This window comes from Streptomyces rubellus, assembly GCF_036323805.1.
In the GTDB taxonomy this organism is placed as follows: Bacteria; Actinomycetota; Actinomycetes; order Streptomycetales; family Streptomycetaceae; genus Streptomyces.
On record NZ_JAZDCX010000013.1, the window covers coordinates 67,853 to 81,812 of the forward strand.

At 73.8% G+C, this 13,960-nt stretch carries 15 protein-coding genes; 12 read left to right on the forward strand and 3 right to left on the reverse strand.

Annotated elements, in window-relative coordinates:
• The first annotated feature begins 19 nt into the window (after window positions 1-19).
• From V1L54_RS16990 to V1L54_RS17040, 11 genes are all read left to right on the forward strand, one after another.
• Window positions 20-103, forward strand: a complete 84-nt coding sequence (locus tag V1L54_RS16990) for a putative leader peptide (protein ID WP_309471194.1) — start codon at window positions 20-22, stop codon at window positions 101-103.
• A 155-nt stretch (window positions 104-258) separates the two neighbouring features.
• Window positions 259-1,956: a nitrite/sulfite reductase gene (locus tag V1L54_RS16995; RefSeq protein ID WP_330118857.1), complete on the forward strand. Its 1,698-nt coding sequence runs from the start codon at window positions 259-261 to the stop codon at window positions 1,954-1,956.
• Entirely contained in the window at window positions 1,953-2,141 is a 189-nt protein-coding gene (locus V1L54_RS17000) for a hypothetical protein (protein ID WP_330118858.1), read from the forward strand. The genes V1L54_RS16995 and V1L54_RS17000 overlap by 4 nt, the downstream gene beginning before the upstream one ends.
• Window positions 2,138-2,860 carry a phosphoadenylyl-sulfate reductase gene (locus tag V1L54_RS17005; RefSeq protein WP_330118859.1) on the forward strand — a complete coding sequence of 241 codons (723 nt, stop codon included), beginning with the start codon at window positions 2,138-2,140 and terminating at the stop codon, window positions 2,858-2,860. Before V1L54_RS17000 ends, V1L54_RS17005 begins: the two co-directional genes overlap by 4 nt.
• A 62-nt stretch (window positions 2,861-2,922) precedes the next feature.
• Window positions 2,923-3,492 (forward strand): adenylyl-sulfate kinase, encoded by a 570-nt coding sequence (gene cysC / locus V1L54_RS17010; protein ID WP_100205464.1) that lies wholly within the window; start codon window positions 2,923-2,925, stop codon window positions 3,490-3,492.
• Between the two features lie 86 nt (window positions 3,493-3,578).
• Window positions 3,579-4,457: a sulfate adenylyltransferase subunit CysD gene (gene cysD / locus V1L54_RS17015; protein WP_443076672.1), complete on the forward strand. Its 879-nt coding sequence runs from the start codon at window positions 3,579-3,581 to the stop codon at window positions 4,455-4,457.
• Window positions 4,458-4,461: 4 nt separating this feature from the next.
• Window positions 4,462-5,856, forward strand: a complete 1,395-nt coding sequence (locus V1L54_RS17020) for a sulfate adenylyltransferase subunit 1 (RefSeq protein WP_330118861.1) — start codon at window positions 4,462-4,464, stop codon at window positions 5,854-5,856.
• On the forward strand, window positions 5,844-6,002 hold the full coding sequence (locus V1L54_RS17025; RefSeq protein WP_330118862.1) for a hypothetical protein: 159 nt from the start codon (window positions 5,844-5,846) through the stop codon (window positions 6,000-6,002). The genes V1L54_RS17020 and V1L54_RS17025 overlap by 13 nt, the downstream gene beginning before the upstream one ends.
• 245 nt (window positions 6,003-6,247) lie before the next feature.
• On the forward strand, window positions 6,248-6,994 hold the full coding sequence (locus V1L54_RS17030; RefSeq protein ID WP_330118960.1) for an ABC transporter ATP-binding protein: 747 nt from the start codon (window positions 6,248-6,250) through the stop codon (window positions 6,992-6,994).
• The gene (locus V1L54_RS17035; protein WP_330118863.1) at window positions 6,981-7,934 is read left to right on the forward strand and encodes an ABC transporter permease; all 954 of its coding nucleotides are present in this window, start codon (window positions 6,981-6,983) and stop codon (window positions 7,932-7,934) included. The genes V1L54_RS17030 and V1L54_RS17035 overlap by 14 nt, the downstream gene beginning before the upstream one ends.
• Before the next feature lie 23 nt (window positions 7,935-7,957).
• Window positions 7,958-8,779 carry a sirohydrochlorin chelatase gene (locus V1L54_RS17040; protein ID WP_443076673.1) on the forward strand — a complete coding sequence of 274 codons (822 nt, stop codon included), beginning with the start codon at window positions 7,958-7,960 and terminating at the stop codon, window positions 8,777-8,779.
• Window positions 8,780-8,818: 39 nt separating this feature from the next.
• Here the strand turns inward: V1L54_RS17040 and V1L54_RS17045 are convergent, their stop codons facing one another.
• From V1L54_RS17045 to V1L54_RS17055, 3 genes are all read right to left on the reverse strand, one after another.
• Entirely contained in the window at window positions 8,819-9,448 is a 630-nt protein-coding gene (locus V1L54_RS17045) for a GPR1/FUN34/YaaH family transporter (RefSeq protein WP_330118864.1), read from the reverse strand.
• Window positions 9,449-9,563: 115 nt separating this feature from the next.
• Window positions 9,564-10,127 carry a DUF1697 domain-containing protein gene (locus V1L54_RS17050; protein ID WP_330118865.1) on the reverse strand — a complete coding sequence of 188 codons (564 nt, stop codon included), beginning with the start codon at window positions 10,125-10,127 and terminating at the stop codon, window positions 9,564-9,566.
• A 94-nt stretch (window positions 10,128-10,221) separates the two neighbouring features.
• Window positions 10,222-11,508 (reverse strand): DUF5919 domain-containing protein, encoded by a 1,287-nt coding sequence (locus V1L54_RS17055; RefSeq protein ID WP_443076674.1) that lies wholly within the window; start codon window positions 11,506-11,508, stop codon window positions 10,222-10,224.
• Window positions 11,509-11,750: 242 nt separating this feature from the next.
• Here V1L54_RS17055 and glgX point away from each other — a divergent pair, with 242 nt between their 5' ends.
• Window positions 11,751-13,910, forward strand: coding sequence for a glycogen debranching protein GlgX (gene glgX / locus V1L54_RS17060; RefSeq protein ID WP_330118867.1), 2,160 nt, complete (start codon window positions 11,751-11,753; stop codon window positions 13,908-13,910).
• Window positions 13,911-13,960 lie beyond the last annotated feature (50 nt).

Sequence of the window (13,960 nt, forward strand, 5' to 3'; positions counted from 1 at the left end):
CGCGTGCCACGCTTCTGCCATGTCTCGAGCTGGAATTGCCTTGGTGAGTCGGCGGCACGTCGACCTCGGCCGCATGTCCAGCGCCATCTGTCCGGCGGGCTGACAGTCCCAGCACCGCCGCACCCCCGCCGCCCCGACACCGCGGGCAGGCGATCCCCGCCCCACGCTCCGCGCCGAGAGCGCGCACGTCCGCGCGCCCCGCGCGGGCCCGCCCCGCACCGGCGCAGCCGAGTCCAGCCGAAGGACGTAGACACCGCCATGGCCGACACCCGCAAGCCAGCCAGCGCTGCCCCGACCCGCCGCAAGGCCGGCCGCCACCGCGGCGAGGGTCAGTGGGCCGCCGGGCACTTCACTCCCCTCAACGGCAACGAGCAGGTCAAGAAGGACGACGACGGTCTCAATGTGCGGACACGCATTGAGACGGTCTACGCCCACCGGGGATTCGACTCCATCGACCCCTCCGACCTGCGCGGCCGGATGCGCTGGTGGGGCCTGTACACCCAGCGCAAGCCCGGGATCGACGGCGGCAAGACCGCGGTCCTGGAGCCGGAGGAGCTGGACGACGAGTACTTCATGATGCGCGTGCGCATCGACGGCGGCCGGCTGACCACCGAGCAGCTGCGCGTCATCGGCGAGATCTCCCAGGAGTTCGCCCGCGGCACCGCCGACATCACCGACCGGCAGAACATCCAGCTCCACTGGGTGCGGATCGAGGACGTCCCCGAGATCTGGCGCCGGCTGGAGAGCGTGGGCCTGTCCAGCGCCGAGGCGTGCGGCGACACCCCGCGCGCCTTCCTCGGCTCACCGGTCGCCGGGATCGCCGCCGACGAGATCATCGACGGTACCCCCGCGCTGGAGGAGGCCAAGCGCCGCATCGTCGGCAACCCGGCGTACTCCAACCTGCCGCGCAAGTTCAAGACCGCGATCTCCGGCTCCCCGCTGCTGGACGTGGCGCACGAGATCAACGACGTCTCCTTCGTCGGCGTCCGCCACCCCGAGCTGGGCCCGGGCTTCGACCTGTGGGTGGGCGGCGGCCTGTCCACCAACCCCAAGCTCGGCGTCCGGCTGGGCGCCTGGGTGCCGCTGGAGGACGTCCCGGACGTCATGGAGGGCGTCATCGGCATCTTCCGCGACTACGGCTACCGCCGGCTGCGCAACCGCGCCCGGCTGAAGTTCCTGGTCGCCGACTGGGGCGCCGAGAAGTTCCGCCAGGTGCTGGAGGACGAGTACCTGACGCGGAAGCTGGCCGACGGGCCCGCCCCCGAGCTCCCCGATCAGCGCTGGCGCGACCACATCGGGGTGCACGCCCAGAAGGACGGCCGGTACTACGTCGGCTTCGCCCCCCGCGTCGGCCGCGTCGACGGCACCACCCTCACCAAGATCGCCGAACTGGCCGAGGCGCACGGCTCGGGCCGGGTCCGCACCACCGTCGAGCAGAAGATGATCGTTCTCGACGTGGCCGAGGACAAGGTGGAGTCCCTGGTGGAGGGGCTGGAGGCGATGGACCTGACCGCGCGCCCGTCCGTCTTCCGGCGCGGCACCATGGCCTGCACCGGCATCGAGTTCTGCAAGCTGGCCATCGTCGAGACCAAGGGCCGCGCGTCCTCGCTCATCGACGAACTGGAGCGCCGGATGCCGGAGTTCGACGAGCCGGTCGCCATCAACGTCAACGGCTGCCCCAACTCCTGCGCCCGCATCCAGACCGCGGACATCGGCCTCAAGGGCCAGCTCGTCACCGACGCCGACGGCAACCAGGTCGAGGGCTACCAGGTGCACCTGGGCGGCTCCCTCGGCCTGGACCCCGGCTTCGGCCGCAAGGTCCGCGGGCTGAAGGTCACCGCCGCCGAGCTGCCCGACTACGTCGAGCGCGTCCTGACCCGCTACCAGGAGCAGCGGCAGGACGGCGAGCGGTTCGCCCAGTGGGCGGCACGCGCCGGTGAGGGGGACCTCAAGTGAGCGAGCGGGCCGCGCCGTTCTACTGCCCCTACTGCGGTGACGAGGACCTGCGCCCGTCCGAGGCCGGCCACGGCGCCTGGGAGTGCGCCTCCTGCAACCGCGCCTTCAAGCTGTCCTTCCTCGGCCTGCTGGCCGACGGGCTGCGGCGGTCCGGCACCGGCGAGAACGGAGGGAGTGCCCGATGACACCCACCGACGGCCGGCAGGGCCTGCGGCGGGACGCCGGCGAGCTGCGGCGGATCGCCGAGAAGGCGGGCCACGAGCTGGAGGACGCCCCGGCCCTGGAGATCCTGCACTGGGCGGCCGACACCTTCGGGCCGCGCTTCTGCGTGACCTCCTCGATGGAGGACGCGGTCGTCGCGCACCTCGCCTCGCGGGCGACGCCCGGGGTGGACGTGGTGTTCCTCGACACCGGCTACCACTTCCCGGAGACCATCGGCACCCGGGACGCGGTGGCGGAGGTGATGGACGTCAACGTCATCACGCTCACCCCGCGGCAGACGGTGGCCGAGCAGGACGCCGAGTACGGGCCGCGGCTGCACGACCGCGACCCGGACCTGTGCTGCGCGCTGCGCAAGGTCGCCCCCCTGGAGCGGGGGCTGCGGGCGTACGACGCCTGGGCCACCGGCCTGCGCCGCGACGAGTCCCCGACCCGGGCGAACACCCCGGTCGTCGGCTGGGACGACAAGCGCGGCAAGGTCAAGGTCTCGCCGATCGCCCGCTGGACCCAGGACGACGTGGACGCCTACGTCGCCGAGCACGGTGTACTGACCAACCCCCTGCTGATGGACGGCTACGCCTCCGTCGGCTGCGCCCCCTGCACCCGGCGGGTGTCGGCGGGCGAGGACGCCCGGGCCGGCCGCTGGGCCGGGCGCGGCAAGACCGAGTGCGGACTGCACGTCTGATGGCCGACCCGAAAGGCCGGACGGATGAACCGACGGATGACCCGACGGACGAGGAGCTGCGGATGAGCGGGGCGACCGCCCCCGGCGCGGGCGGGACCGGCGAGGGGGCCACGGTCTGGCTCACCGGTCTGCCGAGCGCCGGCAAGACGACGATCGCCCACGCGCTGGCCGGCCGGCTGCGCGAGGAGGGGCACCGGGTGGAGGTGCTGGACGGCGACGAGGTCAGGGAGTTCCTCTCCGCCGGGCTGGGCTTCTCCCGGGCGGACCGGCACACCAACGTGCAGCGGATCGGCTTCGTCGCCGAGCTGCTCGCCTCCAACGGGGTGAAGGCCCTGGTCCCGGTGATCGCGCCGTACGCCGACAGCCGCGAGGCGGTCCGCAAGCGCCACCAGGCGGAGGGCACCGCGTATCTGGAGGTGCACGTGGCCACCCCGGTCGAGGTGTGTTCCGAGCGCGATGTGAAGGGGCTGTACGCCCGGCAGGCCGCGGGCGAGCTGACCGGGCTGACCGGGGTGGACGACCCCTACGAGCCGCCGGCCGATCCCGACCTGCGGATCGAGGCGCACACCGAGACCGTTCAGGACTCCGCAGCCAGGCTGTACGCACTGCTCGCCGAGAGGGGACTGGCGTGACGACCGCGACCGAAGCGACCGAGCCGGCCACCACCGGGGAGAGCGGACCCGCCGGGGACACCGGAGCCCCGTACACGCTCACCCACCTGGACGCGCTGGAGTCCGAGGCGGTGCACATCTTCCGCGAGGTGGCCGGTGAGTTCGAGCGGCCGGTGATCCTGTTCTCCGGCGGCAAGGACTCCATCGTGATGCTGCACCTGGCGTTGAAGGCGTTCGCCCCGGCGCCGGTGCCCTTCGCGCTGCTGCACGTGGACACCGGCCACAACTTCCCCGAGGTGATCGCCTACCGGGACCGGGTGGTGGCCGAGCACCGGCTGCGGCTGCACGTGGCCTCCGTGCAGGAGTTCATCGACCGCGGCGAACTGCGCGAGCGTCCCGACGGCACCCGCAACCCGCTGCAGACGGTGCCGCTGCTGCGTGCGATCGAGACGGGCCGGTTCGACGCGGTCTTCGGCGGCGGGCGCCGCGACGAGGAGAAGGCCCGCGCCAAGGAGCGGGTGTTCTCGCTGCGCGACGAGTTCGGCGGCTGGGACCCGCGCCGCCAGCGCCCCGAGCTGTGGCAGCTCTACAACGGCCGCCACGCGCCCGGGGAGCACGTACGGGTCTTCCCGCTGAGCAACTGGACCGAGCTGGACGTGTGGCAGTACATCGCCCGGGAGAAGATCGAGCTCCCGGCCATCTACTACGCCCACACCCGCGAGGTCTTCCGCCGCAACGGCATGTGGCTGGCGCCGGGCGAGTGGGGCGGCCCCAAGGAGGGCGAGACGGTCGAGACGCGCCGGGTGCGCTACCGCACCGTCGGCGACATGTCCTGCACCGGTGCGGTGGACTCCGACGCCGTCACCATCGAGCAGGTCATCGCGGAGATCGCGGCGTCCCGGCTCACCGAGCGGGGCGCGACCAGGGCCGACGACAAGCTGTCGGAGGCCGCCATGGAGGACCGCAAGCGTGAAGGGTACTTCTGATCCGATGACCGCCGACACCGCCACCGACAGCGCCAACGACAGTGCCACCGGCACCGCCGCCGCGGAGCTGCTCGCGACCACCTCGCTGCTGCGCTTCGCCACCGCCGGGAGCGTGGACGACGGCAAGTCCACCCTGGTCGGGCGGCTGCTGCACGACTCCAAGTCGGTCCTGGCCGACCAGCTGGAGGCCGTCGAGCACGCCTCCCGCAGCCGCGGCGCCGAGGGCCCGGACCTGGCCCTGCTGACCGACGGCCTGCGCGCGGAGCGCGAGCAGGGCATCACCATCGACGTCGCCTACCGCTACTTCGCCACGCCGCGGCGCCGGTTCATCCTGGCCGACACCCCCGGGCACGTGCAGTACACCCGCAACATGGTCACCGGCGCCTCCACCGCCGAGCTGGCCATCATCCTGGTGGACGCCCGCAACGGCGTGGTCGAGCAGACCCGCCGGCACGCCGCGGTCGCCGCCCTGCTGCGCGTGCCGCACGTGGTGCTGGCCGTCAACAAGATGGACCTGGCCGGCTACGACGAGGCGGTCTTCTCGGCCATCGCGGACGAGTTCACCGCCTACGCCGCCTCCCTGGGCGTCCCCGAGATCACCGCCGTCCCCATCTCGGCGCTGGTCGGCGACAACGTGGTGACCCCGTCCGCGAACATGGACTGGTACAGCGGCCCGACCGTCCTGGAGCACCTGGAGACCGTTCCGGTCAGCCACGACCTGGCGGCCTGCGCGGCCCGTTTCCCGGTGCAGTACGTCATCCGCCCCCAGACGCCCGAGCACCCCGACTACCGCGGCTACGCGGGACAGATCGCCTCCGGCGCGTTCCGCGTCGGCCAGCGGGTGACGGTGCTGCCCTCGGGCCGCACCTCCACCGTCGAGGGCATCGACGTGCTCGGGCAGTCCGTGGCCAACGCCTGGGCGCCGCAGTCCGTCACCCTCCGGCTGGCGGACGACCTCGACATCTCCCGCGGTGACCTGATCGCCCCCGCCGAGGAGGCCCCGGCCACCACCCAGGACGTCACCGCCACCGTCTGCCATCTGCACGACACCCCGCTGCGGGTCGGTCAGCGGGTGCTGCTGAAGCACACCACCCGCACCGTGAAGGCGATCGTCAAGGAGATCCCCTCCCGGCTGACCCTGGACGACCTCTCCCAGCACCCCGGGCCGGGCGAGCTGGCGGCCAACGACATCGGCCGGGTGCGGATCCGTACCGCCGAGCCGCTGCCGCTGGACGCCTACGCCGTCTCCCGGCGCACCGGATCGTTTCTGCTGATCGACCCCGCCGACGGCGCCACCCTCACCGCCGGCATGGCCGGTGACGCCTTCGCCGAGGCCGCCGCCAGGACGGCCGGCGCCGCCGCCGACGGTGCCGGCACCGACGACGGATGGGACTTCTGACCATGACGGTGACGGTGAGGACGGCGGCCGGCGCCCCGGCCGGGGCGCCGGAGAACGCCTTCGCCACCTTCGACCTCACCGGCGGCCGCATCGGCAGCGGCGCCGTGGGCAGCGGGCAGGGCGGACTGGCGGGACGCCGCCGGTGACTCCCGAACCCCCGCAGCACGCCCCGCGCCACCTTCCGCCGCACACCCCGCACGTCCCCGCCGCACACGCCGGCGCACCCCAGCCGTAGCGCCGCCCGCACCCGGGTGGCGAACGACGAGAGGACTCCGCTGTGTCCACCGAACTCGCCACCGCCGTCCCGGCGTCGTCCGTCACCGGCGCCGGGACCGGGCGGCAGACCGGTCAGCAGGACGGATCGCAGACCGGGCAGCACGGCCCGTACGCGGTGCAGCTCGAGCACGTGTCGAAGAGCTTCGGTCCCCACCGCGGCGGCGGTGGCGGCCAGCAGGTGCTGGACGACATCGGGCTGCGGGTCGCGCCCGGGGAGTTCGTCTGCCTGCTGGGCGCCTCCGGCTGCGGCAAGTCCACCCTGCTCAACCTGGTCGCCGGACTGGACCGGCCGACCTCGGGCGAGGTGCGGGTGCCGCACGGGCGGCCCGCGCTGATGTTCCAGGACCACGCCCTGTTTCCGTGGCTGAGCGCCGGCCGCAACGTGGAGCTGGCCCTGAAGCTGGCCGGGGTGCCCCGGGCCGAGCGGCGCGGCCGGGCCGAGGAGCTGCTGCGGCTGGTGCGGCTGCCGGACGCGTACGGCAAGCGGGTCCACCAGCTCTCCGGCGGCATGCGGCAGCGCGTGGCGCTGGCCCGCTCGCTGGCGCAGGGCAGCCGGGTGCTGCTGATGGACGAACCCTTCGCCGCGCTGGACGCCATCACCCGCGACCTGCTCCACGAGGAGCTGACCCGGGTGTGGCGCGAGCGGGAGCTGACCGTCCTGTTCGTCACCCACAACGTCCGCGAGGCGGTGCGGCTGGGCCAGCGGGTGGTGCTGCTGTCCTCGCGTCCGGGCCGGATCGCGCACGAGTGGCGGGTGGACGCCCCCCATCCGCGCCGTATCGAGGACTCTTCGGTGACCTCCCTCGCCCGGGAGATCACCGGCCATCTGCACGAGGAGATCGTCCGCCATGCCCGCCACTGACACCGAGGACTCCCGGCAGGGCATGCGGGGGGCGGCGGACGCCGGCGACCCGGCCGGCTCCGGCACGGGCACCGGCGGCGCTTCCGGCTCCTCCGACGACTCCGACGAGATGGCGTCCGGTCTGGACGCCCTGGAATCTCCCGCCTCCACCCCCGGGGCCGCCTCCCGGCGGGTGCTGGCCAAGGCCGTGCCCCCGCTGGCGGCGATCGCCCTGGTGCTGGCGCTGTGGCAGACGGCCCACACGCTGGGCTGGTCGGCCACCCTGCCCGCCCCGGCCGCCGTGTGGCGCGAGCTGGCCGGTGCCTGGTCGGACGGCACCCTGCTGCCCGCGCTGGGCCACAGCCTGCTGCGCTGTCTGATCGGCTTCGCCGCCTCGGTGGCCATCGGCGTCCCGCTGGGGCTGCTGCTGACGAGGGTGGCACCGCTGCGCACGGTGCTGGGACCGATTCTGTCGGCCCTGCAGTCGCTGCCCGCCGCCGCGCTGGTGCCCGTCGCGGTGATCGCGCTGGGCAACTCCGAGGGCGCGGTGTACGCGGTGGTGCTGCTGGGCGCCGTCCCGTCGATCGCCGTCGGGGTGACCGCCGCCGTGGACCGGGTGCCGCCGCTGCTGATCCGGGCGGGCCGGTCGATGGGCGCCGGCGGGCTGACCGGCGCCGTCCACGTCCTGGTGCCCGCCGCCCTGCCCGGCTTCGTCACCGCGCTGCGGCACGGCTGGACCTTCGGCTGGCGCGCCCTGATGACCGCCGAACTGATCACCGCCACTCCGCTGCCCGGCATCGGCCGGATGCTGGACGCGGGGCGGCAGAGCGGCGAGATGAGCCTGGTGCTGGCCTCGGTGGTGCTGATCCTGGCCGTGGGCGTGGCCGTCGAGGCGGCGCTGTTCTCGCCGCTGGAGCGCCGCGTCCTGCACAGCCGCGGGCTGGCCGCGGCCGGGAGGTGATCCGGCCCGTGCGAACCGTCCCCCTGTCCGCCGCGCACCGCGCCGCACCCGGCGACGGCAGCGGCCCCCGGACCGGCGGGCCGGCCCTGCTGGTCGTCGCCCACGGCAGCCGCGACCCCCGGCACGCCGCGACCGTGGCGGCGCTGTGCGCGCGGCTGCGGGCGCTGCGCCCCGGGGTGCGGGTCGAGGTCGGCCATCTGGACTTCAACGCGCCGTCCGTCCCCCAGGCGCTCACCCGGCTGCACGCCGAGGGGGCGCGCCGGGTGGTGGCCCTGCCGCTGCTGCTCACCCGCGCCTTCCACGCCAAGTCGGACATCCCCGGGGTGCTGGGCGAGACGGCCGCCCGCCTACCGCGGCTGGCGGTGCGCCAGGCCGAGGTGCTGGGCCCGGACCGGCTGCTGACGGCCGCCCTGGAGCGGCGGCTGCGCCAGGCCGGGCTGCGGCCCGGCGACGAGTGCTCGACCGGGGTCGTCCTGGCCTCGGCGGGCTCCAGTGACCCGGAGGCGATCGCGGTGATCGCAGAAATCGCGCGGGAGTGGCGGCGCACCGCCGGTTGGTGCGCCGTGCGGCCCGCGTTCGCCTCCGCTGCCCTTCCCCGCACCGCCGACGCGGTCCGGGAACTGCGCGCGGCGGGCGTACGGCGGGTGGCCGTCGCCCCGTACGTGATCGCGCCCGGCTTCCTGCCGGACCGCATCGCCGCGGGTGCCCGCGAGGCGGGCGCGGACGTGCTGGCCCCGGAGCTGGGCGACGCCCCGGAGCTGGTCCGGCTGCTGGCCCGCCGCTATGACGAGGCCGTGGCGGCCTGGTCGGCGCCGGCGGCCGGAAGCGTGCCGATCGGCGCCTGACCGTACGCCGCCCGGCCGGGCGGCGTACGGGGCGGGCCGTCACAGCCGCGGGCGCACCCCCGGTTCCTCCTCACCGACCGGCTTGCCCCGCAGCACCGGCAGCACCGGGCGGTTCTGGGCGTTCTCCAGCAGGAAGGCGAGCGCGGCGTAGGCGGCCAGCACGGCCAGCAGCAGACCCGTGAGCCCGGCGGCCGTCTGCCAGCCGGACGAGGCGGTCAGCTCGGTGATTCCGGTGACGGCGAAGCGGACCGCCGCCAGCACCACCACCGCCCCCACCAGGGGCTTGCCGATCTCGGCCGCGGACGTCACCAGCAGGAGCACCGCGACGGCGAGCAGTGCCACCCCCAGCACCTCGCTGTACGTGCCGGGCGGCGAGAGCGCCTTGAAGGTCCCGACCAGGGCCCAGGAACCGGCCAGCACGGCCATCACCACCGCGGCCCCCGGATCCCGGCACAGGAAGCCGAACACCGACGCCAGCAGTTCCAGCGGCACGGTCAGCAGCAGTACGGCCAGCGCCACCCGGTCCTCCTCCGGCTCCGGCAGCCAGCCGAGCTGGAACGCGGCGAACAGGAACGTGCCGAAGGACAGCCCGAGGAAGCCCATGGGCAGCGGACTGGCGATGGGGCGCAGCATGATGCGGGAGTGCGGGTTCGCCTCGGTGCTCTCCACGGAAGCCCTTCCGGTCGGTGTCGTCCACGGACAGGAAGGAGTGCCCCGGCGGGGAGCGGACACACCACCCGGCCGGGTGCGCCGCACCGCCGCGGGACCGCCCGCTCCCCCGGTGCTAGGCGGCCATCCCGAGCAGGGCGGTGACCGTGCGCCAGTTGCGCCCCGTGACCGTGCGCCCCTTGCAGGCGGCCTCCAGCGCGCCGGGCAGCTTGCTGCGGCCCATGCCGCCGGGGAACCAGCAGTACAGCTCGCGCTCCCCGGCCCGGAACTCGTCCGGCGCGAAGGCCGCCGCGTCCACCGCCGCCAGCCGCGCGGCGTCCGGGGCCCGGTCGAGGAAGAGGACCAGCAGTTTCGCCGGGTCGCCGTCGGCCGGATAGGGGCAGGCGTCGGCCGCCGCACGCAGCTCGCCGGCGGTACGGACCAGGCAGTCGACTGAGAAGCCGAACCGCCCGGCGAGCGCGGCCTCCAGCTCCCGCGCCAGCTCCCCCGTGCTCCGCCCCTCGACGGTGAAGACCGCGTTTCCGCTGGCCAGGTAGGTGCGTACCCCGTCCCAGCCCAGCCCCGTCAGCGTCTGGCGCAGCTCGGCCATGGGCACCTTCCGGTGCCCGCCCACATTGATCCCGCGCAGCAGCGCCACATACCTCTGAGGCCGCTCCGGCCGTCCTGGCTGTCCCGTCATGCGGGAACCCTAGCCACGGGGTGTGACAGCGGCAGCCCGGCCCGGCCCCGGAGCCGCCCGCGGACGCGGGACGCGTCCGCGTTTCCCGCCGGGCTCAGGACACCGGACGGGAGTCCGTCCAGACCGACTCGAACTCCTCCCGGTAGAGGTGGAAGAGCCCGTGCTCGCCGCCCTCCCCCGCCGGCCCGGGGCCGCCGTACGCGCCCCCGTGCACGAGGTCCCGGCCGCCGCCGCGCAGCACCAGCACCGGGGCCTCCATGCCGCGGGTCCGCCGCAGGTACGACTGGACGACGGCGACGCCGTCCGGGCCGTCGCCGTCGACGAGGTAGGCGGTGAAGCGCGGCGTCTCGTCGAAGACGTGGATCTCGAAGGCGCCGGTGTCCCGCACCCGGGAGCGGACCCGGCGCATGTGGAGGATGTTCGTCTCCACCGAACGGCTCAGCTCGCCCTTCTTCAGCCCCAGCTCCCGCTCCCGGCGCCGTACCGCGCTGCTGGCCGGGTTGAGGAAGAGCAGCCGCACCCGGCAGCCGGAGTCGGCCAGCCGCATCAGACGGCGCCCGGAGTAGTTCTGGACCAGCAGGTTGAGGCCGATGCCGATGGCGTCCAGCCGGCGCGCGCCGCCGAACAGGTCCTCGGCCGGGAGCTGGCGCTGGAGGCGCACCCGGTCCGGGTGGACGCCGACGACGTCCGCGAAGCGGTCGCCGACCAGCTCCTCCACCGCGTCCACCGGGAGCCGGCGGGCGGAGGGGACGTCCCGGCCGGCGCCCAGCAGGTCCAGCAGCCGGGCCGAGATCCGCTCGGCCTGGGCGAGCACGGCCGGGGACAGCGCGCGGTTGCGGGCCACCGCGCTGCGGGCCACCTCCAGCTCGTCCAGGGCCAGCTCCAGCTCGCGGCGCGCCTCGAAGTACGGCTCGAAGCAGGGCCAGTGCTGCACCATGAGCTCGCGCAGCTGCGGCAGGGTGAGGAAGGACAGCAGGTTGTCGTCGGCCGGGTCGAGCAGATAGCCCTTGCGGCGGCTGACCTCGCGGACGGCCACCGCCCGCTGGACCCACTCCTGCCCGGCCGGCCCGGCCGCGGCCACCACCCACTCCTCGCCGTGCACCGGCTCGTAGATCGGCCGCAGGACCGCCGCGACCACCGCGCGCAGCCGCTGCTCGACGAGGTTCAGCCAGATGTACGCCCGCCCGGCCCGCTGGGCGCGCTGCCGCACCTCGGCCCAGTCCCCGGCGTCCCAGGCCAGGTCCGCTCCGATCTCCATCGGACGCGCCAGGGACACCGTGCCGGGCGGCACTCCGGGCGGTGCTCCGGACGGCGCCCCGGACGGACCGGCACCGCCCTCGCTCCCGCCACCTGGGGGGAGCTCAAGCCCTCCCGAGCTCACCTGCCTGTGCACCGCCTTCCGGACCCGCGCTCTGTCGATCAAGGAGCCTACTGTGCCCGCGGGAGGGCGCGCAGCCGTATCCCGGGACCAAGTTCCTTTGCTCGTACGCTCTTCCGGGGGAAGATAAACGCCGCGTCCGCTCGGCGCGCCCGTACTGCGCGAGGATTCGGCAGCAGCGGGTAGAGGGATCCCGACAGGAACCGCGACAGAACCGCGGCAGCAACGCGACAGGAAGAGTCGACATGCAGGTCTGGCCGGGACGGGCCTATCCCCTCGGCGCCACGTACGACGGCGCGGGAACGAACTTCGCCGTGTTCTCGGAGGCGGCGGAGCGCATCGAGCTGTGTCTGCTGCACGACGACGGCTCGGAGACGGCCGTCGAGCTGCGCGAGTCCGACGCCTTCGTACGGCACGCCTATCTGCCGGGCGTGATGCCCGGCCAGCGGTACGGCTTCCGGGTGCACGGGCCGTACGAGCCGGAGAAGGGCCACCGGTGCAACAGCGCCAAGCTGCTGCTCGACCCCTACGCCCGGGCGATGAGCGGGGCCATCGACTGGAACGAGTCGGTCTACGGCTACCACTTCGACGACCCCGAACGGCGCAACGACCTGGACTCGGCGCCGCACACCATGGCGTCCGTGGTCGTCAATCCCTACTTCGACTGGGGCGACGACCGGCCGCCGCGCACCGACTACCACCAGACGGTGATCTACGAGGCCCATGTGAAGGGCCTGACCATGCTCCATCCGGAGCTGCCGGAGGACCTGCGCGGCACCTACGCGGCGCTCGGCCACCCGGCGATCATCGAGCACCTCACCCGGCTGGGCGTCACCGCGCTGGAGCTGATGCCGGTGCACCAGTTCGTCACCGACCACCGGCTGGCCGACGCCGGGATGGCGAACTACTGGGGCTACAACACCATCGGCTTCTTCGCCCCGCACAACGCCTACGCCTCCTGGGGGGACCGGGGCCAGCAGGTGCTGGAGTTCAAGCAGGCGGTCAAGGCGCTGCACCAGGCCGGGATCGAGGTGATCCTGGACGTGGTCTACAACCACACGGCCGAGGGCAACCACCTGGGCCCCACGCTCTCCTTCCGGGGCCTGGACAACGTCTCGTACTACCGGCTGACGGACGACCCCCGGTACTACATGGACACCACCGGCACCGGCAACTCGCTGCTGATGCGCTCCCCGCACGTGCTCCAGCTGATCATGGACTCGCTGCGCTACTGGGTCACCGAGATGCACGTGGACGGCTTCCGCTTCGACCTGGCGGCGACGCTGGCGAGGCAGTTCCACGAGGTGGACCGGCTGTCGTCGTTCTTCGACCTGGTGCAGCAGGACCCGGTGGTCAGCCAGGTGAAGCTGATCGCCGAACCGTGGGACGTGGGCGAGGGCGGCTACCAGGTGGGGAACTTCCCGCCGCTGTGGACGGAGTGGAACGGCCGCTACCGGGACACCGTGCGGGACCTGTGGCGGGGCGAGCCGCGCACCCTGGCGGAGTTCGCCTCCCGGCTGACCGGCTCCTCGGACCTGTACCAGGACGACGGGCGCCGGCCGCTGGCCTCGATCAACTTCGTGACCTGCCACGACGGCTTCACGCTGCACGACCTGGTGTCGTACAACGAGAAGCACAACGAGGCCAACGGCGAGGGCAACCGGGACGGCGAGAGCCACAACCGCTCCTGGAACTGCGGGGCCGAGGGCGACACCGACGACGCGGACATCCGCGCCCTGCGCGGCCGGCAGATGCGCAACTTCATCGCCACGCTGCTGCTCTCCCAGGGCGTGCCGATGCTCAGCCACGGCGACGAGTTCGCCCGCACCCAGCGGGGCAACAACAACGCGTACTGCCAGGACGGCGAGCTGTCCTGGGTGCACTGGCCCGAGCCCGGCGAGGAGCACCCGCTGTGCGAGTTCGTGCAGGCCATGGTGGGGCTGCGGCGCGACCACCCGGCCTTCCGGCGGCGGCGCTTCTTCCACGGGCGGCCGGTGGAGGGCACCCACGACGAGCTCTCGGACATCGCCTGGTTCACCCCCGAGGGGGAGGAGATGACCCAGCGCGACTGGCAGGAGGCGCAGGCCAGGGCCCTGACGGTGTTCCTCAACGGCAACGCGATCTCCGAGCCCGGCGAGCGCGGCGAGCGGATCACCGACGACTCCTTCCTGCTGATGTTCAACGCCCAGTCCACGCCGCGCTCCTTCGTGGTGCCGGCCGACCACGGCAGCCAGTGGCAGGTCGTGGTGGACACCGCGCGGGAGGACGCGGTGCCGCCCGGCTCGGGCCCCACCGTGAAGGCGGGCGACCGCATCACCCTGGTGGACCGCAGCCTGACGGTGCTCCAGCGGCCGGCCGATCAGCGCGGCGCGGCGGCCGCGCGGACGGACGGCCGCCGCCGGTAGCCGTACGCCCCGCACCGTGCGGTGGACCGCACGGACGGCACGCGGACCCG

What these genes read in the sequence shown, in the direction of transcription:
- V1L54_RS16990 (WP_309471194.1), top strand. Translation starts at nt 20, where the DNA reads ATGTCTCGAGCTGGAATTGCCTTGGTGAGTCGGCGGCACGTCGACCTC.
- V1L54_RS17050 (WP_330118865.1), bottom strand. Translation starts at nt 10,127, where the DNA reads ATGACGGGACAGCCAGGACGGCCGGAGCGGCCTCAGAGGTATGTGGCG.
- V1L54_RS17005 (WP_330118859.1), top strand. Translation starts at nt 2,138, where the DNA reads ATGACACCCACCGACGGCCGGCAGGGCCTGCGGCGGGACGCCGGCGAG.
- cysC (WP_100205464.1), top strand. Translation starts at nt 2,923, where the DNA reads ATGAGCGGGGCGACCGCCCCCGGCGCGGGCGGGACCGGCGAGGGGGCC.
- V1L54_RS17035 (WP_330118863.1), top strand. Translation starts at nt 6,981, where the DNA reads ATGCCCGCCACTGACACCGAGGACTCCCGGCAGGGCATGCGGGGGGCG.
- glgX (WP_330118867.1), top strand. Translation starts at nt 11,751, where the DNA reads ATGCAGGTCTGGCCGGGACGGGCCTATCCCCTCGGCGCCACGTACGAC.
- V1L54_RS17020 (WP_330118861.1), top strand. Translation starts at nt 4,462, where the DNA reads ATGACCGCCGACACCGCCACCGACAGCGCCAACGACAGTGCCACCGGC.
- V1L54_RS16995 (WP_330118857.1), top strand. Translation starts at nt 259, where the DNA reads ATGGCCGACACCCGCAAGCCAGCCAGCGCTGCCCCGACCCGCCGCAAG.
- V1L54_RS17025 (WP_330118862.1), top strand. Translation starts at nt 5,844, where the DNA reads ATGGGACTTCTGACCATGACGGTGACGGTGAGGACGGCGGCCGGCGCC.